Raw genomic sequence first — 17076 nt, forward strand, 5'->3', positions numbered from 1 at the left:
CGATAACATCGGGCCAGTCGACATCACGGCTGACTGATACACCGCTATCGCTGGCAAGCCAGCTCCTACAGGGACCGAGTTCAGGGGTTGAGATCGGCGAGGCCGAGGTGCTCACGCAACGTCGAGCCTTCATACGCCGTGCGAAACAACCCCTTGCGCTGCAAATGCGGAATCACGCTCTCGACAAACTCGGTGAACGAGCCCGGCAGATACCCCGGTGAAACCACGAACCCATCGCAACCGCCCTGCTCAAACAGCTCGGCCAACTGATCGGCCACCTGCGCGCCCGTCCCCACCAACTGCGGTACGCGCACGCTGCTGGCGAAGAGGCGCCCGAGTTGTTCCAGGGTGGTTTGCGGGCCTTGCATCAACAGCTTTTCAGCGGCGGCCGGGTGGATCAGTGGCGACTGGGCGATCTCGGCCAGGGTCGCGGACAGCGGGAATGGCGACAGGTCCACATTCAGCTGCGACGCCAGGGTCACCAGCCCCAACTCAGGCCGAGCCAGGGCGTTGTGCTGATCACGTTTGGCGCGAGCTTCAGCTTCGCTCGCGCCAATGAACGGCATCACCGCCGTCAGCACCTTGCAGCTGTCAGCCTCACGGCCTTGCTGCACCACCTGCGCACGCACGTCATCGCGAAACGCACGCATGGCCGCCAAATGCGGGTGAATGGTGAAAATCGCCTCGGCCCACCGCGCGCCAAAGCGCCGGCCCCGCCCGGACGAACCGGCCTGGATCAGCACCGGTCGCCCCTGGGGCGTGCGCGGAATATTCAACGGGCCTTCGACCCTGAACCACTCACCCTGATGTTGCACCGAACGGATCAACTCGGGGTCCGCCAGCACGCCGCTTTCTCGGTCCAGCTTCAGCGCGTCCTTGCCCCAGCTGTTCCAGAGCTTCAGCGCGACTTCGACAAACTCATCGGCGCGGTCATAGCGCAGATCGTGTTCCAAGTGCTTGTCCTTGCCGAACAGACGCCCTTCGCTGTCGTTCATCGAGGTGACGATATTCCAGGCTGCACGGCCCTTGGACAGGTGGTCGAGGGTGGCGAATTCACGGGCGATGTGCGCCGGTTCGTAATAGGTGGTGGAACGGGTCGCTCCGAGCCCAAGCTTGGTGGTCTTGCCGACCAGGTAAGAGAGAATCGGCAGCGGGTCCAACCGCGTAGCGTCCTGGGCACCGTAGCGCAAGGCGAACTCGCGGGAGCCGCCCATTTGATCGCCCACGGCCAGGCGATCGGCGAAGAACAGGAAGTCGAACAACCCCTCCTCCACCACCTTGGCCACCCGCGCGTAGTACTCGGGGTCAAGGTAATTGCCGACGGTCTCCGGATGACGCCACACGGCGTGGCTGTGCACCACCGGCCCACTCAACAGGAACGCGGATAAATGGATCTGGCGGTTTTTGGTCATGGAATATTTTCGCTTAAAAATTCCATTTAATTATATTAATCACGAACAACTATGAAAGAACCATATAGTTCTATGGTTATTACCGATGGGTTTGATCTCAAAAAAAGCGCCCTAAGCTAAGACCGAAAGAGTATTTAACGAATAGTTTTTAGAACTTTAAGCTCGACGCTACTCCGTTCAAGATCGAGCTCGCCATGTCCATACGTCGCCCCCTCGCCGCAGTACTCGGGTTGCTGGCCTTTTCCGTCGCGGCGAGCGCCGAAGCCCAGGAAACCGTGCGCATCGGTTACCAGAAGTCCTCGACCCTGATCACCCTGCTGAAAACCCAAGGCACCCTGGAAAAAGCCCTCAAGGCCGACCACATCGACGTGAGCTGGCATGAGTTTCCCAGCGGCCTGCCGCTGCTCGAAGCGCTCAACGTGGGCAACGTCGACATCAGCGCCGACGTGGCCGATACCGTGCCGATCTTCGCCCAGGCCGCCCAGGCCAAGCTCACTTACTTCGCCCAGGAAGCACCCTCGCCTTCAGCCCAGGCCATCGTGGTGCGCAAGGACTCACCGATCCAACAACTGGCGGACCTCAAGGGCAAGAAAATCGCCGTGACCAAGGCGGCGGGCACCCACTATTTGCTGATCGCCGCGCTGGCCAAGGCGGGCCTGGAATTTTCGGATATCACACCGGCTTATCTGACACCCGCCGATGGTCGCGCGGCGTTCGAGAACAACAAGGTCGACGCCTGGGTTACCTGGGAACCCTTCCTCACAAGCGTGCAACGTCAACTGCCCACGCGCACCCTGGCCGACGGCGCAGGGCTGGCCAGTTACAAGCGCTACTACCTGACGGGCACGCCTTACGCCAAGGCGCATCCTGAGGTGTTGAAGGTGGTGTATGAACAGCTGGAAAAGGCCGGCCAGTGGGTGAAAACCAACCCGCAGGACGCGGCCAGGATCCTCGGCCCGCTGTGGGGCAACCTGGATACGGCCACCGTTGAAGCCGCCAATGCACACCGCAGTTACCAGGTGCAGCCGGTGACGCTCGACCAACTGGGCGAGCAGCAGAAAATCGCCGATGCGTTCTTCAAGGCAGGCCTACTGCCCAAGGCCGTGGATGCCAAGGATGTGCAGACCTGGAAGCCTTGACGGACTGAGCGGGCGAACCCGGTTAAGTGGTACAAAGGGCGTCCCTGTACTCGCCCCAGGAAACCGTCTTTCATGACCGCCATCGCTCCACTCGTTCAACCGCGCACCCTGCAAATGGGCCTGCTTGCCCTGACCGGTGCCCAGACCGTGTTCTGGGCCAACCCGCTCACCGAGCAGGTCAGCGGCACCCGCGATCCCCAGGGCCGCCTGCATGTGGACGGCACCCTCAAGGTCAAGGGCTAGGCCGACTGTTCGCCGCCGGTGACGTGGCCTACGCCGCCACCGACACCCTGGGCAACTCGATCTTGGCGCCTGGGGCGCCGTGTTCACCGAAGGCTGGGACCGCCAGCTGAAACTGGTCGGCCAGGAAGCCAAGGACCTCAAGCACCAGATCAACACCGTGTGGATCTAGCCATCGGCCGCTGATCGTGCGGTGGCGCTGGCGGCGGCAGACCCGTTGATTCCGGTGGCCTGATCCCCATACGCCCTACACCGGCCAGCTCACTCCGTGCTGATCCGGTCATTCCCGAGCGCCCGCCGATAATTGTTAGGCGGGTGTTTTTTTTGCGCACTCACCCAACGAATACGCCGCCAAGGCCCCCATCACTCCGCCTACCATCGGCGCCAGCCAGAACAGCCAGAGCTGCGCCAGGTACTCGCCCCCGGCAAACAACGCAGGCCCGGTGCTGCGTGCAGGGTTCACCGAGGTATTGGTCACCGGAATCAACACAAGGTGAATCAAGGTCAGGGCCAGCCCAATCGCAATCGGCGCAAAGCCAGGCACCGCGCCTGGTGCGGTCACGCGCATGATGATGAACAAGAAAAAGAACGTGGCGATGAATTCCGCGAGCAACGCGGCCTTCATATCAAAGAGGCCAGGGCTTAGTGGGCCATAACCATTGGCGGCAAAACCTCCCACTGCGAAATCCGGCTGCCCGCTGGCAATCAGGTACAACGCTGCCGAAGCGCCAAGCGCTCCAGCCACCTGCGCCGCGATATACGGCAGTACATCACTCCCCGCCACACGACGCCCCGCCCATAAACCCAGGGTCACCGCCGGGTTGAAATGCCCACCCGAAATACTGCCTACCGCATAGGCCATGGTCAGCACCGTGAGCCCGAACGCCAGCGAAACGCCGACAAACCCAATGCCCAGTTCCGGGAAAGCCGCCGCCAGGATGGCGCTGCCACAGCCGCCGAAGGTCAACCAGAAAGTACCGATAAACTCGGCGGTCAAACGCTTTTGCACAATCGACTCCATTGCTGTTCAAGTGCCGTCACCACAGGCCGTGGGCGGTCTTGGGCGACGGTAGCAATGGGTATCAAATTGCTGTGTAAGACTTGTCCTGTTTTATCGGGTTACGACACCCTGCCCAAACCGGCGGATCGCCAGGCAGTAGCCAATCAACGCCAGCGCCGCCAGCAAACCGCCCGCCGCGCCGATCCAGGCAAAGCCAAACTGGCTACCCACCCAACTGCCCATCAGGGCGCCGCCGCCGATGCCGATGTTGTAGATGCCGGAAAACATCGCCATGGCCACGTCGGTCGCATCCGGCGCCAACACCAGCACCTTGGATTGCATCGCCAGGCCGAAGCCCATGATCGCCATACCCCAAAACACGCTCAGCATCACCAGGTAGGATTCTGCGCCACTTAACGGCAGCAGCAGCGCCAGGCACGCGGCGAGGATGAATACCGCGCCGACTACGAACAGGTGCGGATTGAAGCGGTGCACCAGGCTGAACAACAGCGAGCCGATGATGCCCGCGCCGCCGAACACCAGCAGGATCAGGGTCACCGCGCTGCCGCTCATGCCGGCCACGCCTTCGACGAAAGGCTCGATGTAGCTGTAGGCGGTGAACTGCGCGGTCACGGTCATGGCCGTGAGCACGTACAACGCCACCAGCGCCGGGCGCTTGAACAGCAGCGGCAGGCTGCGCAAGGAGCCGGAGTTCTGGCTCGGCAGCAGCGGCAAGGTGCGCGCCAGCCAGAACACCAGGGCGGCGGCGAACGCGCCGATCACCAGGAACGTGGTGCGCCAGCCCATGGCTTCGCCCAGCAGGCGGCCCAGTGGAATGCCCAGGACCATCGCCAGAGAAGTACCGGTAGCCAGCAGGCCGAGGGCTTGCACCTGCTTGCCTTCCGGCGCCAGGCGTACAGCAAGGGACGCGGTGATCGACCAGAACAAGGCGTGGGACAAGGCAATACCAATGCGACTGAGCATCAGCAGGCCGAAGCTGTTAGCGACGCTGGAAAGGATGTGGCTGGCGATAAACATGCAGAACAGCACGATCAGCAGCTTGCGCCGTTCGACGTTGCGGGTCAGCAGCATCACCGGCAGCGAGGTCAGGGACACGATCCAGGCGTAGATGGTGAGCATCAGCCCGACGCTGGACACGGGCATGTCGAAGCTGGCGCCGATGGCGCTGAGCAGCCCGACGGGCACGAATTCGGTGGTATTGAACACAAAGGCGGCCAACGCGAGGGCGATGACCGGTTGCCAGTTGGCTTGGGGCGTTGCGGCTGAAATGCTCATTGAAGGGCGCGGTACTCGGACGATGATCAGACGGCCACCCAGGACAAGCGCCGCCGCCGAGCATTCTATAGGTTTCTGGCGCGGCTGTTGACGCCGATCCGGCTCAAAACCACCTCAGGACGTCACGGCGCGGTCATGGTGACCACGTAGGCCCCCGATTGAATGGGCTTGCCGAGGGCGTCCACCAGCACATACCGCTGGTCGTAATAGCGCCCATCACTGCTTTGGGCGACCAACTTGACGTCTGCCTGCGCAGTGCCCAGCGCCGTCACCGTGCGCACGGGCTGCACCGCGAACTGGCTGCCACGCAAGGCCTGCGGGCAGCCCTTGAGTTCCAGCGTCGACCCGCTTGGTGCAGCTGCATGACAGCCGGGCTCGACGATACTGCCGTGAAACTGAATGACGCCTGAGGGCCCTGCCAGGCTAGCCCCCGCCCATACCGCAAGAACGCCGGTAACCAGTGACAAACGCTTAACGTTCATGTCGACGCTCCTTCTTGGGTAGTTAAGAAGGTAGTCGCCTGGGCCGGCGTTTACTTGAGCCTATTCGCCGAAGGTTGTGACAGGGATCATGGATCCACCTGGCCCATCAGTTCCGGAATGCTTTCCGGCCGCTTGGCATAACGCTGCGCCAGCCCCGCGCAGACCATCAACTGGATCTGGTGGAACAGCATCAGCGGCAGGATCAGCACCCCCATGGAGGCTCCGGCAAATAACACCTGGGCCATCGGCACGCCGGTTGCCAGGCTCTTTTTCGAACCGCAGAACAGAATGGTGATGCGGTCTTCCTGGTTGAAGCCGAAGGCTTTGCCCAACACGGTCGAAGCCACCAGCACCAAGGCGAGCAGCACGCAGCACGCCACTACAAGACCGCCCAGTTCCCACAGCGGGATCTGGTGCCAGATGCCCTCGTTGACCGCTTCGCTGAACGCGCCGTATACCACCAGCAGGATCGAGCCCTGGTCGACAAACTTCAACCAGGATTTATTGCGGCCGACCCACTCACCGATCCAACGCCGGGCGATCTGCCCGGCGATGAATGGCAACAGCAATTGCACGCTGATCTTCAGGATTGCGTCGACGGTAGAGCCGCCCTCGCCGTGCACGTTGAGCAACAGCGTCACCAACAACGGCGTGAGAAAGATCCCGAACAGACTGGACGCCGCCGCACTGCAAATCGCCGCCGGGATATTGCCCCGCGCCAGGGACGTGAAGGCAATCGCCGATTGCACCGTGGCCGGCAAGGCGCAGAGGTACAGCATGCCCATGTACAGGTCTTTGCCGATCAACGGTGACAGCACCGGCTTGAGGGCCAGGCCCAGCAGCGGGAACAGAACGAAGGTCAGGCTGAACACCAACAGATGCAGGCGCCAGTGGCCGGCACCGGCAACAATCGCCTGACGCGACAGCTTGGCGCCGTGCAGGAAGAACAGCAGCGCGATCGCCAGGTTGGTGACCCAGCCGAAGGCCACGGCGGTCTGGCCGCTGGCGGGCAGCAGGGAAGCGAGGATCACCGTGGCGATCAGCGTCAGGGTGAAGTTGTCGGGCAGAAATCGGGGGCGAGTCATAAGCAGGATCTTCCGGGGGTTGCCAAGAGCGTCGTCGCGACTCTAACGTAACGGCTTGTTACCGACTAACGCCAATGAGCCAGTAAATGCCGCCAAAAGGACATGACAAGACCGTCCGCCGCAGTGTGCCCGGGCTTTTCAGCCTGCCACGGCCGGTGTACGGACGCACCGAATCCTTGCCCAATCGTGCGCTGACCCGTCGCCACAGCCACCCGTGGGTGCAATTGTCCTACGCAATTTCCGGGGTTCTGGAGATCCAGACCAGCGTCGGCCGCTTCGTCGCGCCGCCTCAGCGGGCAGTGTGGATTCCGGCCGGCATGCCGCACCGCGTGTTCAGCTCGCCCCACACGGAAATGCGCAGTTTGTACCTGGATTGCAGCGTCACCACCTGGGCGGATGAGCGCTGTCATGTGCTGGAGGTGAGCAGTTTGTTACGGGAGTTGATCCGCAGCTTCAGCGAATTGCCGGTGGAATATGCTGAGGATGGACCGGATGGGCGTTTGGCCCAGGTGGTGCTGGACCAACTGGCGGCGGCGCCGCAAGTCGACTTGATGCTGCCGCTGCCACTGGACCCGCGTTTGCGCCAGATCTATCGCAGCCTCAACTCACACCCGGAGCAGCAGACGACCTTGGGCCAGTGGAGCCAGAAGCTGGGGGTGAGCGAGAAGACCCTCAGCCGCTTGTTCCTGAGCGACACCGGGCTGACCTTTCGGGCGTGGCGTCAGCGTTTGCGGTTACTGACCGCCCTGCCCGCCCTGGAGCAAGGCGAGCGGGTGACGGATGTGGCGCTGGGGTGTGGATACGAATCCACCTCGGCGTTTATCAATGCGTTTCGCCAGCAGTTCGAGGCGACGCCGGGTGAGTTCTTTCGCTAGGCAGAGGCCTTCGCCAGCATCGCCTGGAGCAACACATCCGCCCCCGCCGTCGACCATTCCTGAGAAATTTCTTCCGCCTCGTTATGGCTCAACCCATCCACGCAGGGCACAAAAATCATCGCCGTCGGCGCCACCTGGTTCAGGTAGCAGGCATCGTGCCCAGCACCGGAAATCATCGCCCGATGGCTGTAGCCCAATGCCTCAGCCGACGCCCGCACGACCTCGACACAGCCCGCGTCAAAGGCAATCGGCGCGTACTGGAAAATCTGCTTCACGCTGTGCTGCAAGCCAATCCCGTCGGCAATCTGCGCCACGGCATCGCGCAACTGCTGGTCCTGGCGCGCCAGCACCGCTTCGTCCGGGTGACGGAACTCCACACTGAAGAACACCCGCCCCGGCACCACGTTGCGCGAGTTAGGGAAGATATTCGCCATGCCCACCGTGGCCCGCCCTTCGGCGCCCTGCTCCAGGCCCAGCCCGTTGACGGCCTCGACCACACGGGCAAAACCGAGCAAGGCATCCAGGCGATGATCCATGGGCGTAGTGCCGGCGTGGGCGCTGCGGCCGCTCAGTTCCACTTCGTACCAGCGCTGGCCCTGGGCGCCAGTGACCACGCCGATGGTAATGCCCTGTGCCTCCAGAATCGGGCCTTGTTCAATATGCAGTTCGAATGCGGCGTGGATCGCTTGGCCACCCACCGGCTCGGTGCCAGCGTAGCCGATTTGCTGCAGCGCCTGGCCAATGGTCACGCCGGCTTTGTCTTCCCGGGACAGCCCGTATTCCAGGTCAAACACCCCCGCATAGACGCCCGACGAAATCATCGCCGGCGCAAAACGTGAACCTTCTTCGTTGGTCCAGTTGACCACTTCGATGGGCCGGTCGGTTTCAATGCACAGGTCGTTCAGGGTGCGCAGCACTTCCACCCCCGCAAGTACGCCGTAGATGCCATCGTACTTGCCGCCAAAGGGCTGGGAGTCGCCGTGGGAGCCGGTCATCACCGGGGCCAAATCATCGAAGCGCCCCGCACGACGGGCGAAGATATTGCCCATGGCGTCCACGCGAATGCTGCAACCGGCCGCCTCGCACCACTGCACGAACAGGTCGCGGCCACGGCGGTCTTCGTCGGTCAGCGCCAGGCGTGAGACGCCGCCTTTTTCGGTGGCGCCGATCTGCGCCATTTCCATCAGCGAAGCCCACAGGCGTTCGCCGTTCACACGCGCCAGCTTACTCATGAGGTTTGGCCCGATAGCGGAAGTCACAACGGTGATCGCCGCCCATGATGGTCTGGGTGCGGGTCAACTTGATGTCCGGGTTGTAGCCGACGATAAACAGCTCGTCACGGTTGCACGACAGCAGATGGCCGATCTCGCCCAGGCCCATCTCGTGGTACATCTCGGCGTAGCGGCAGCGCTTGACGTCGTAGTCGTAGTGCTCGGCGTCACTGGCGATGATCTCGACCTTGAGCGCGTCATCCTTTTCCCACAGCACTTGCAGCTCGACGAAGCTCTTGAGGTCAGCGCCCTGCTCTTCCAGCGAAGCAAAATGCTTGCCGGCCTGGATCGCGGCATTGCCCACGGCTTCACCGATCACCGTAGCGGCAAAGTCCTTGCCCTGTTCGCGCTTGAGGATCTCGTAGATCGGCTTGATGATTTCGGCCTCGATGCGCCGCCGGGCGAGGATGCCCAGTTCACCTTCCAGTTTGCTCATTGTGTGCCTCCATCAGCTCCACAAAACCTATTAATTCCCCCCAAGCTCAAAGGGGGGCTCTCTCTGGTGAACGGGCTTGTTGTGGTGAGCGGGCTTGCCCCGCGCTGGGCTGCGTAGCAGCCCCATTGGGAACGCCGCGGTGTGTCAGACAACTCCTCAGCGCCTGGTTTGGGGCCGCTTCGCAGCCCAGCGCGGGGCAAGCCCGCTCACCACTCTAATCCTCCTCACCACACTAAAGTATGCTCACCCCAGATCAGCGGTTATTGACCGCCTGCCACGCTCACCGGCTGCCATTGATTGGCCTTGACCTGGTAAACGGTGAACGACGGTTTCTTCAAGTTGCCTTCGCCGTCAAAGGCGATGGTGCCGGTCACGCCCTCATAGCTAATGGCGCGCAGCACCGGCAGGTATTTCTGCGGGTCCACCGAATCGGCCTTTTCGATCGCTGCCACCAACACCCCCACACCGTCGTAGGCGAACGGCGCGTGCAGCTCGATGTTGGTTTTGTAGCGTTCCTTGTAAGCCTGCTCGAATGCCTTGCCGCCCGGCATCTGCGCAATCGCCAGGCCCGGCTCCAGGGCGATTACGCCCTCGCCTTCGTTCTGCGCCAATTGCAGGAAGGTCTGGCTGACGAAACCCCCGGCGCCCATCAATGGCGCCTTGATCCCCAACTGCTTGATGCGACGGGCCAACGGCGCGGCCTGGGCATCGACGCCGCCGAAGAAGATCAGGTCCGGGTTCTGGCTGCGGATATTGGTCAGCACGGCGCTGAAGTCGATGGTCTTGTCATCCACGTATTCGCGGGACACCACCTTGGCGCCTCCGGCTTCGATGGATTTGACGAACTGGTCCGCCAGGCCCTGGCCGAACGCGGTGCGGTCGTCGATCACGGCGATACGCTGGGCTTTCAGGGTTTTCAAGGCATAGTCGCCTGCTACCTGACCGCCATCGTCGTCATGGCCCATGATTCGGAAACTGGTGTCGAACCCTTGCTGGGTGTAAGCGTGACCGGTAGCCACCGGTGCGACCTGGGCGATGCCCGCGTCGTGGTAAACCCGTGCCGCCGGGATGCTGGTGCCGGTGTTCCAGTGGCCGACCACGCCCACCACGCCTTCATCCACCAGGCGCTGGGCCACGGTGACGGCGGTGCGTGGGTCGGACTGGTCGTCTTCGGACACTAGCTTGAAGGTCACGGCTTCACCGTTGATTTTCGGGTGCTTGGCGTTGGCCTGGTCGATGGCCAGTTGCGCGCCGTTTTCCAGGTCCTTGCCGATCCGTGCCGAGGGGCCGGTGAGCGGACCGGCGAGGCCTATCAACACAGTCTGGTCGGCCTGGGCCACGGCGCTGGCCAGGCTGCTCAGGGCCAGGCCGATCAATGCGGTTTTTTTCAAAGTGTTCATGGGTTATTCCTGCTAAGTGTCGGGCGGGTCGGAACACGCCGGGCGTCCGGTAGCGTCATGGTTTTATTCACCGAGGTAGGCACTGCGCACCTCGGGGTGTTCAAGCAAAGCCTGGGAGGGGCCGGTCAAGGTGATGCGCCCGGTGTCCATCACGTAGGCACGGTCGGTGACTTGCAGCGCCAGCCGTGCGTTCTGTTCCACCAGCAACAGGGTCATGCCCTGGCGACAGACGTCGTCGATCACCTGGAAGATCTTCTCGACCATGATCGGCGCCAGGCCCATGGACGGCTCATCCAGGATCAACAAGCGCGGGCGTGACAACAGCGCACGGGCCAGGGCGAGCATCTGTTGCTCGCCACCAGACAACAGGCCGGCGGACTGATGCAGGCGTTCTTCCAGGCGCGGGAAGTGTTCGAACAACTGGCGCATTTCGCGCTGCACTTGCTCGTTATCGCGACGCAGAAAGGCGCCAGCCTGCAGGTTTTCCAGCACGCTCATGCGCGCGAAAATCCCGCGGCCTTCCGGGACCATGGCGATGCCCTGGCGCAGCAGTTTTTCCGGCGCCTGGCCGAGAATCGATCGCCCGGCAAAACGGATCTCACCCTTGGCCGCTGGGAGCAAACCAGTCAAGGCCTTGAGGCTGGAGGACTTGCCCGCGCCATTGGCGCCGATCAGCGTGACACGCTCGCCTTCAGCGATATGCAGGTCCAGGGATTTGACGGCCTCAATGGCGCCGTAGCGCACCTGCAAGCCCTCGACGTTCAACAAGGCTTCAGACATGCGCGCTGGCTCCCAGATAGGCCTGGATCACCGCCGGATGCTGACGCACTTCGGCTGGTGGGCCGACGGCGATGACCTGGCCGTAGTCGAGCACGCTGATGCGGTCGCATACGCCCATCACCAGCTTGACGTCGTGTTCGATCAGCAACAGCGTGTGGCCGTCATCGCGGATCTTTTCCAGCAGGCCGCGCAGTTGCACTTTCTCGCTGGCGTTCATTCCGGCCGCCGGTTCATCCAGGGCCAACAGGCGTGGCTCGGTGGCCAAGGCGCGGGCGATTTCCAGGCGGCGTTGATGGCCGTAACTGAGGCTGTCGGCGCGGTAATTGGCAAAGCCGGCCAGGCCTACATACGCCAACAAACGATGGGCATGGGCGCGGGTTTGCGCCTCTTCTTCCTGCGCGCGGCGGTGGCGGCTCAAGGCCGCCCACAGGCCGTTGCGGGTGCGCACATGGCGCCCGACCATAACGTTTTCCAGGGCGCTCATCGCATTGAACAGGCGGATGTTCTGGAACGTGCGGGCAATGCCCGCCTCGGCCACCTGATGCACGCTGGTGGGCTGGTAGTCGCGGCCATCTAACTGGAAACGCCCGGAATCCGGGGTATACAAGCCGGTCATCACATTAAAGAACGTGGTCTTGCCCGCGCCGTTCGGGCCGATCAACCCATAAATCTCACCGGGCTGGATGCTCAGGCTCACATCGGTCAGCGCCGCGACGCCGCCGAAGTGCTTGTTGACGTGGTCTATCTGCAACAGCGGTGCGTTCATCGTGCCACTCCTTTGGGCCACAGCCCGGCCGGTCGATAGAGCATCGCCAGAATCAGCGCCAGGCCGTAAAACAACTGGCGGATGATTTCCGGGTCCACCAGCACCTGGCCGAACAGCGCCTGCTGCAGCGGGCCCATGCTGGCGCGCAAGGCTTCGGGCAAGGCCGCCAACAGCACGCAGCCGAGGATCACACCAGGGATATGGCCCATGCCACCCAGCACCACCATGGCCAACACGGCGATGGACTCGTTGAGGGTGAAGGACTCCGGCGAAACAAAGCCCTGGAACGAAGCGAACAGCGCCCCGCTCACCCCGCCGAACGCGGCACCAATGGCAAACGCCAACAGCTTGAGACGCACGGTGTTCACGCCCATGGCCTGCGCCGCTTCTTCGTCTTCACGGATCGCCACCCAGGCGCGGCCGATGCGCGAGCGCTCCAGGCGGATGCAGGCAAACAGGATCAGCACCACCAGCGCGGTGAACAGGTAGTAGTAGAGATAGACCGACGGCAGGCGCAGACCGAATAGTTCCTGGGTGCGACCGAGGTTCACGCCCAGGAGGCTGACCGGATCGACCTGGGCAATGCCTTTGGGCCCGTTGGTGATATTTACCGGGCGATCGAGGTTGCGCAGCAGGATGCGGATGATTTCGCCAAAGCCCAGGGTGACGATGGCCAGGTAATCGCCGCGCAGGCGCAGGGTCGGTGCACCCAGCACTACGCCGCAACCGGCAGCAAGCAGCGCGCCCAACGGCAGGATCAGCCAGATCGAGGTGTGCATCCCTGCCGGCAACAGCGCGGCCAATGCCGGGAACTGTTGCAGCAGATGGGGTGACGAGAGCAACGCTGCCAGATAGGCACCCACCGCGTAAAACGCGATGAAGCCCATGTCCAGCAGCCCGGCGTAACCGACCACGATATTCAGGCCAAGGGCGAGCATGATGTACAGCAGGGCAAAGTCCAGGGTGCGCACCCAGGTGTTGCCGCCGGCATGCCCGACGATCCAAGGCGCCAATACCAGGGCCACGGCGAACAGCAGCAGGCCGAGACTCGCACGCTTGTTGGGAGACAGAGACTTGATCATGCGCGGGTCGCCAAACGTTCGCCCAACAACCCCGAAGGACGGAACACCAGCACCGCGATTAACACGATAAAGGCGAACACATCCTGGTAATTACTGCCGAACACGCCATTCGTGGCCGCGCCCAGGTAACCCGTGCCTAGGGCTTCGATCAGCCCCAGCAGCAGGCCACCAAGCATGGCGCCCTTGAGGTTGCCGATGCCGCCCAGCACCGCTGCGGTGAAGGCTTTGATGCCGGGCAGGAAGCCCATGTAGAAATGCGCGCTGCCGTAGTTGCTGGCCATCATGATCCCGGCGAGTGCTGCCAGGGCGCCGCCGATGGCAAAGGTGATGACGATAATCCGATTGGGGCTGATGCCCATCAAACTGGCGACCTGGGGATTCTCCGCCACCGCACGCATGGCCCGGCCGAAGCGCGTGCGCTCCACCAGCACCAGCAGCGCGACCATCACCGAGAGCGCGATAGCGATAGTAGTCAGCGCCGTGACGTTGGTAATCGCTGGGTGCGCCGAGGCACCGGCCAACACTTCAATCGGCGCCAGCGACAGCAGTTGCGGGAACATCTGCGGGTTGCGGGTCCACACCAGCATGGCGATGGTTTGCAGCAGCAGCGACACGCCAATCCCGCTGATCAGGGGCGCCAGGCGCGGGGCATGACGCAGGCGACGATAGGCGACGCGTTCGATCACCACCGCGAGTACCGCGCAAACCGCCATGGCAACCAAGGTTGCACAGAGCAGCACCAGCACCGGCGGCAGCGCAGGCCAAGCGGCCTGCACCAGGCGGATCACCGACAACCCCACCAACGCGCCGATCATCAGCACATCGCCGTGGGCAAAGTTGATGATGCGCAAAATGCCATAGACCATGGTGTAACCCAGGGCCACCAGCGCGTAGAGACTGCCCGTCATCAGACCGTTGAGCAGTTGTTGGATAAACCCATCCATCAGGACCAGAAACCTCAGTGCGTGCAAGGGCGGCACACTAAGCATCTATTCTGTTTTTATCAAATATCAGAAAGTCATATGCATATATCAAACGAATAACAGGCTATTTATGCCAGATATACGGCATTTATGGCTCTTTATTCAGGTTAAAAGTTAGTATTTAATTCAATACATGAATAAATCAGAACAGTTAGCCAACGACCCTCCCCTGCGTGCCGTGCGCACGTTCGAAGCTTTCGCGCGCCATGGCGGAGTGAATGCCGCCGCGCGCGAGCTGGACGTGTCCGCCTCGGCCATCAGCCATCAATTGCACTTGCTGGAAGATTTCCTGCAACAGCCGCTGACCTTGCGCCAGGGCCGTAACCTGGTGCTTACCGATGAAGGCCGTGAGTATTACCGCGCGATTCGTTCGGCCTTCGCCGTACTGCGCAGCGCCACCGAGCACGTGCGCGAAAAAAGCGCCACGCGCCAGGTGACCATCAGCCTGATCCCGCTGTTTGGCATCAACCTATTCATCCCGCGCCTGGCGGATTTTCTGAAGGACCACCCGGCGCTGGACATCAACGTGACCTACGCCAACCACCGCAGTTACCCCAGCGATGCAGCCGACCTGTCGATCCGCTTCGGCACCGGGCATTGGCCGGGTTATTACAGTGAGCCGCTGATCTCCGGCGCGGTGACGCCTTATTGCAGCCGCGATTTCCTGGCGCAGCACGGCCCTATCGACTCACCCGAGGCGCTGAGCCAACTGCCACTGCTGCACGACGAAGAGCGTGGCACTTGGGGCCAGTGGTTCGAAGCGGCCGACGTCGACACCACGGCACTGAATGGGTTGTTGCTGGAAGACGGCCAACTGGCGCTCACCGCCACCCTCACCGGCCTCGGCTGCGCCTTGCTGCGCGAGCCGCTGGTGGCACCACTGGTGGCCAGTGGCGAGCTGGTGAAGTTGTTTGAACTGGAGGTCAATGATGGCCGCCAGTACTACCTGTGCCGGCGGGCCAACAGTGAATTGTCGAGCGAGGGAAATGACTTGTATGACTGGATCAAGCGCAGTCTGATCGCCGTTTAACCCAACCTACTGTAGGAGCGAGCTTGCTCGCGAAGAACCCAAGAGCGCCGCGTCAAACCCGATGCGCTGCGTTATCGTTAACGACCTTCGCGAGCAAGCTCGCTCCTACAGAAAGCGATTTCAGCTGCCATTGCCGCCATGGGCTTCTTCAAAGAAGTAGTCCTTCCAACTGGCGGCCTTGTTTTTCAGCACGCCGAGTTCCTGCAATTTTTCGGCGTAGATGTAGGTACGCTGCGGCACGATGGTGAAATCGATTTCCGGGTCCTGGACAATCTTCTCTACCAGGTCCAACGGCAATTTCGACTGTTCTACGCGAATATAGGCCTTGGCCGCAGCCGGTTTGTCGGCCTTGATGATCTTTTCGGCCTCGGCCAGCGCGTCATAGAACGCCTTATAGGTCTTGGGGTTTTCGTCGTGGAATTTCTGCGTGGTGTAGAGCACGTTGAACGTCGCCTGACCACCCAGGATGTCATAGGAACTGAGCACCTTGTGCACGTTGGGATTCAACAGTTCCTGGTACTGGAACGGCGGACTGGAAAAATGCGCATTGATCTCCGAACCACCGGCAATCAGCGCGGCAGTCGCATCAGGGTGGGCCAGGCTGATGGAGATGTCGTCGAACTTCTTGTAGTTGGCGTCGCCGAACTGCTTGGCGGTTTCGATCTGCAGGGTGCGCGACTGGAAGCCCACGCCAGCGGCGGGCACGGCGATGCGGTCTTTCTCGGTGAAGTCCTTGAGGGTTTTCACGTTGGGGTTGTTGGTCAACAGGTAGTTGGGCATCGAGCCGAGGGAGGCGATGGCCTTGACGTTCTGCTTGCCCTGCGTGCGGTCCCACAGGGTGAGCATCGGCGGCACCCCGGCCGAGACCACATCCAAGGCACCGGCCAACAGCGACTCATTCATCGCGGTGGCACCGGAAATGCTGTTCCACTCCACCTTGATGTCCAGGCCCTGTTCCTTGCCGTGCTTTTCGATCAGGTTCTGGTCACGCACCACATCGAGGATCAGGTAGCCGATGCCGAATTGCTGGGCGATGCTGATCTTGCCTTCGGCGTGGGCGCCGATACTGATCAAGGCTGTCGCAGCAGCCAGCAGGGTCAGGGAAGAACGCTTGAAAGTCATAGGAGTCTGCCGCGTTTTTAATAAGGTGATGGAGCCTAGCGGCGATTTTTAAGACTGGAAAAGAATATCGGGATCTATTGTTATGCAAATAACCCACAAACAGGCGCTCGGCTGGTATTGTGCCGCGCTTTGAAAACCTGCCGCACACTGCGAGGAAATGGACGTTGAACACTGACGAAAAAATGACCGGGGACCTGTTCGAGGTGGATAAGCGCCTGTCACTCAAACCCGTGGTGGACTTCAACGCCTACCTGCGCAGCGCCTTCGGCGACGGCCCGTGCAGCTGCATCCGCTGCACCGCCAGCCAAGGTGATGAAACCGGCTACGAGTTCCAGCACACCTTCACCTTCGACGGCAAACCCACCCACCGCCGCTTCGCCACCACGGCGGGCAGCGATGTGTTGCAAGCGTTGAAGAAAGCCTGGTTGTCGTACACCAAGGCGGAGTTGCCATTGAGCGGTGTACTGGCGCTGGACACGGTGAAGGAGTTTGTCGAGCCGCAACTGCACAAACGCCTGGCACCGCTGTTTTTGGCCAGTGGGTTGGTCAAGGACGTAGAGGGCGTGTTGCAGGTTCAGCCGCAGGCGGCGTGATCTTAAAATCACCGCAAGCCAGCTCCCACATTTGATTTGTATTGTTTTGAAATTTGCATGCTTTCCGTGATGGAAAAACAAAAC

At 61.8% G+C, this 17076-nt stretch carries 17 protein-coding genes and 1 pseudogene; 5 read left to right on the forward strand and 13 right to left on the reverse strand.

What is annotated here, in order from left to right:
- Nucleotides 1–80: 80 nt before the first annotated feature.
- On the reverse strand, nucleotides 81–1412 hold the full coding sequence (locus tag U367_RS0109035) for an LLM class flavin-dependent oxidoreductase (protein WP_028616662.1): 1332 nt from the start codon (nucleotides 1410–1412) through the stop codon (nucleotides 81–83).
- A 194-nt stretch (nucleotides 1413–1606) separates the two neighbouring features.
- Between U367_RS0109035 and U367_RS0109040 the strand changes: the two genes are divergently transcribed.
- Both U367_RS0109040 and U367_RS1000000131310 read left to right on the forward strand, forming a co-directional pair.
- On the forward strand, nucleotides 1607–2551 hold the full coding sequence (locus tag U367_RS0109040; protein ID WP_028616663.1) for an aliphatic sulfonate ABC transporter substrate-binding protein: 945 nt from the start codon (nucleotides 1607–1609) through the stop codon (nucleotides 2549–2551).
- 138 nt (nucleotides 2552–2689) lie between these two features.
- A pseudogene (locus U367_RS1000000131310) lies at nucleotides 2690–3026 on the forward strand (NAD(P)/FAD-dependent oxidoreductase); the annotation flags it as partial.
- Nucleotides 3027–3098: 72 nt separating this feature from the next.
- Here the strand turns inward: U367_RS1000000131310 and aqpZ are convergent.
- From aqpZ to U367_RS0109070, 4 genes are all read right to left on the reverse strand, one after another.
- Nucleotides 3099–3800 carry an aquaporin Z gene (gene aqpZ / locus U367_RS0109055; RefSeq protein WP_028616664.1) on the reverse strand — a complete coding sequence of 234 codons (702 nt, stop codon included), beginning with the start codon at nucleotides 3798–3800 and terminating at the stop codon, nucleotides 3099–3101.
- Between the two features lie 102 nt (nucleotides 3801–3902).
- On the reverse strand, nucleotides 3903–5087 hold the full coding sequence (locus tag U367_RS0109060) for a sugar transporter (RefSeq protein ID WP_028616665.1): 1185 nt from the start codon (nucleotides 5085–5087) through the stop codon (nucleotides 3903–3905).
- A gap of 122 nt (nucleotides 5088–5209) precedes the next feature.
- A complete protein-coding gene (locus U367_RS0109065) occupies nucleotides 5210–5569 on the reverse strand; it encodes a hypothetical protein (RefSeq protein ID WP_028616666.1) in 360 nt (119 codons plus the stop codon).
- 86 nt (nucleotides 5570–5655) lie between these two features.
- The gene (locus tag U367_RS0109070; RefSeq protein WP_028616667.1) at nucleotides 5656–6654 is read right to left on the reverse strand and encodes a bile acid:sodium symporter family protein; all 999 of its coding nucleotides are present in this window, start codon (nucleotides 6652–6654) and stop codon (nucleotides 5656–5658) included.
- 86 nt (nucleotides 6655–6740) lie between these two features.
- Here U367_RS0109070 and U367_RS0109075 point away from each other — a divergent pair, with 86 nt between their 5' ends.
- Nucleotides 6741–7529, forward strand: a complete 789-nt coding sequence (locus tag U367_RS0109075) for an AraC family transcriptional regulator (protein WP_028616668.1) — start codon at nucleotides 6741–6743, stop codon at nucleotides 7527–7529.
- On the opposite strand, the gene U367_RS0109080 is transcribed toward U367_RS0109075, so the two are convergent.
- The 7 genes from U367_RS0109080 to U367_RS0109110 form a co-directional block, all read right to left on the reverse strand.
- The gene (locus U367_RS0109080; protein ID WP_028616669.1) at nucleotides 7526–8761 is read right to left on the reverse strand and encodes a Zn-dependent hydrolase; all 1236 of its coding nucleotides are present in this window, start codon (nucleotides 8759–8761) and stop codon (nucleotides 7526–7528) included. The two genes, U367_RS0109075 and U367_RS0109080, sit on opposite strands and share 4 nt — an antisense overlap.
- The gene (locus U367_RS0109085) at nucleotides 8754–9236 is read right to left on the reverse strand and encodes an L-2-amino-thiazoline-4-carboxylic acid hydrolase (RefSeq protein WP_028616670.1); all 483 of its coding nucleotides are present in this window, start codon (nucleotides 9234–9236) and stop codon (nucleotides 8754–8756) included. The genes U367_RS0109080 and U367_RS0109085 overlap by 8 nt, the downstream gene beginning before the upstream one ends.
- 260 nt (nucleotides 9237–9496) lie before the next feature.
- Complete coding sequence (locus U367_RS0109090; protein ID WP_028616671.1) at nucleotides 9497–10636, reverse strand: branched-chain amino acid ABC transporter substrate-binding protein; 1140 nt, start codon at nucleotides 10634–10636, stop codon at nucleotides 9497–9499.
- Nucleotides 10637–10699: 63 nt separating this feature from the next.
- Nucleotides 10700–11416 carry an ABC transporter ATP-binding protein gene (locus U367_RS0109095; RefSeq protein WP_028616672.1) on the reverse strand — a complete coding sequence of 239 codons (717 nt, stop codon included), beginning with the start codon at nucleotides 11414–11416 and terminating at the stop codon, nucleotides 10700–10702.
- Complete coding sequence (locus U367_RS0109100) at nucleotides 11409–12182, reverse strand: ABC transporter ATP-binding protein (protein ID WP_028616673.1); 774 nt, start codon at nucleotides 12180–12182, stop codon at nucleotides 11409–11411. Before U367_RS0109100 ends, U367_RS0109095 begins: the two co-directional genes overlap by 8 nt.
- On the reverse strand, nucleotides 12179–13264 hold the full coding sequence (locus U367_RS0109105) for an ABC transporter permease subunit (protein WP_028616674.1): 1086 nt from the start codon (nucleotides 13262–13264) through the stop codon (nucleotides 12179–12181). The genes U367_RS0109100 and U367_RS0109105 overlap by 4 nt, the downstream gene beginning before the upstream one ends.
- Nucleotides 13261–14208 (reverse strand): branched-chain amino acid ABC transporter permease, encoded by a 948-nt coding sequence (locus tag U367_RS0109110; protein WP_028616675.1) that lies wholly within the window; start codon nucleotides 14206–14208, stop codon nucleotides 13261–13263. Before U367_RS0109110 ends, U367_RS0109105 begins: the two co-directional genes overlap by 4 nt.
- Nucleotides 14209–14380: 172 nt before the next feature.
- Here U367_RS0109110 and U367_RS0109115 point away from each other — a divergent pair, with 172 nt between their 5' ends.
- Entirely contained in the window at nucleotides 14381–15277 is an 897-nt protein-coding gene (locus U367_RS0109115) for a LysR substrate-binding domain-containing protein (RefSeq protein ID WP_028616676.1), read from the forward strand.
- A gap of 120 nt (nucleotides 15278–15397) precedes the next feature.
- On the opposite strand, the gene U367_RS0109120 is transcribed toward U367_RS0109115, so the two are convergent.
- A complete protein-coding gene (locus U367_RS0109120) occupies nucleotides 15398–16399 on the reverse strand; it encodes an ABC transporter substrate-binding protein (RefSeq protein WP_028616677.1) in 1002 nt (333 codons plus the stop codon).
- 164 nt (nucleotides 16400–16563) lie between these two features.
- On the opposite strand from U367_RS0109120, the gene U367_RS0109125 reads away from it, so the two are divergent.
- Entirely contained in the window at nucleotides 16564–16992 is a 429-nt protein-coding gene (locus U367_RS0109125; RefSeq protein ID WP_028616678.1) for a hypothetical protein, read from the forward strand.
- The last annotated feature ends 84 nt before the right edge of the window (nucleotides 16993–17076 follow it).

It is taken from the genome of Pseudomonas canadensis, assembly GCF_000503215.1.
In the GTDB taxonomy this organism is placed as follows: domain Bacteria; phylum Pseudomonadota; class Gammaproteobacteria; order Pseudomonadales; family Pseudomonadaceae; genus Aquipseudomonas; species Aquipseudomonas canadensis.

What these genes read in the sequence shown, in the direction of transcription:
- U367_RS0109035 (WP_028616662.1), bottom strand. Translation starts at nt 1,412, where the DNA reads ATGACCAAAAACCGCCAGATCCATTTATCCGCGTTCCTGTTGAGTGGG.
- U367_RS0109040 (WP_028616663.1), top strand. Translation starts at nt 1,607, where the DNA reads ATGTCCATACGTCGCCCCCTCGCCGCAGTACTCGGGTTGCTGGCCTTT.
- U367_RS0109060 (WP_028616665.1), bottom strand. Translation starts at nt 5,087, where the DNA reads ATGAGCATTTCAGCCGCAACGCCCCAAGCCAACTGGCAACCGGTCATC.
- U367_RS0109065 (WP_028616666.1), bottom strand. Translation starts at nt 5,569, where the DNA reads ATGAACGTTAAGCGTTTGTCACTGGTTACCGGCGTTCTTGCGGTATGG.
- U367_RS0109070 (WP_028616667.1), bottom strand. Translation starts at nt 6,654, where the DNA reads ATGACTCGCCCCCGATTTCTGCCCGACAACTTCACCCTGACGCTGATC.
- U367_RS0109075 (WP_028616668.1), top strand. Translation starts at nt 6,741, where the DNA reads ATGCCGCCAAAAGGACATGACAAGACCGTCCGCCGCAGTGTGCCCGGG.
- U367_RS0109080 (WP_028616669.1), bottom strand. Translation starts at nt 8,761, where the DNA reads ATGAGTAAGCTGGCGCGTGTGAACGGCGAACGCCTGTGGGCTTCGCTG.
- U367_RS0109085 (WP_028616670.1), bottom strand. Translation starts at nt 9,236, where the DNA reads ATGAGCAAACTGGAAGGTGAACTGGGCATCCTCGCCCGGCGGCGCATC.
- U367_RS0109090 (WP_028616671.1), bottom strand. Translation starts at nt 10,636, where the DNA reads ATGAACACTTTGAAAAAAACCGCATTGATCGGCCTGGCCCTGAGCAGC.
- U367_RS0109095 (WP_028616672.1), bottom strand. Translation starts at nt 11,416, where the DNA reads ATGTCTGAAGCCTTGTTGAACGTCGAGGGCTTGCAGGTGCGCTACGGC.
- U367_RS0109100 (WP_028616673.1), bottom strand. Translation starts at nt 12,182, where the DNA reads ATGAACGCACCGCTGTTGCAGATAGACCACGTCAACAAGCACTTCGGC.
- U367_RS0109105 (WP_028616674.1), bottom strand. Translation starts at nt 13,264, where the DNA reads ATGATCAAGTCTCTGTCTCCCAACAAGCGTGCGAGTCTCGGCCTGCTG.
- U367_RS0109110 (WP_028616675.1), bottom strand. Translation starts at nt 14,208, where the DNA reads ATGGATGGGTTTATCCAACAACTGCTCAACGGTCTGATGACGGGCAGT.
- U367_RS0109115 (WP_028616676.1), top strand. Translation starts at nt 14,381, where the DNA reads ATGAATAAATCAGAACAGTTAGCCAACGACCCTCCCCTGCGTGCCGTG.
- U367_RS0109120 (WP_028616677.1), bottom strand. Translation starts at nt 16,399, where the DNA reads ATGACTTTCAAGCGTTCTTCCCTGACCCTGCTGGCTGCTGCGACAGCC.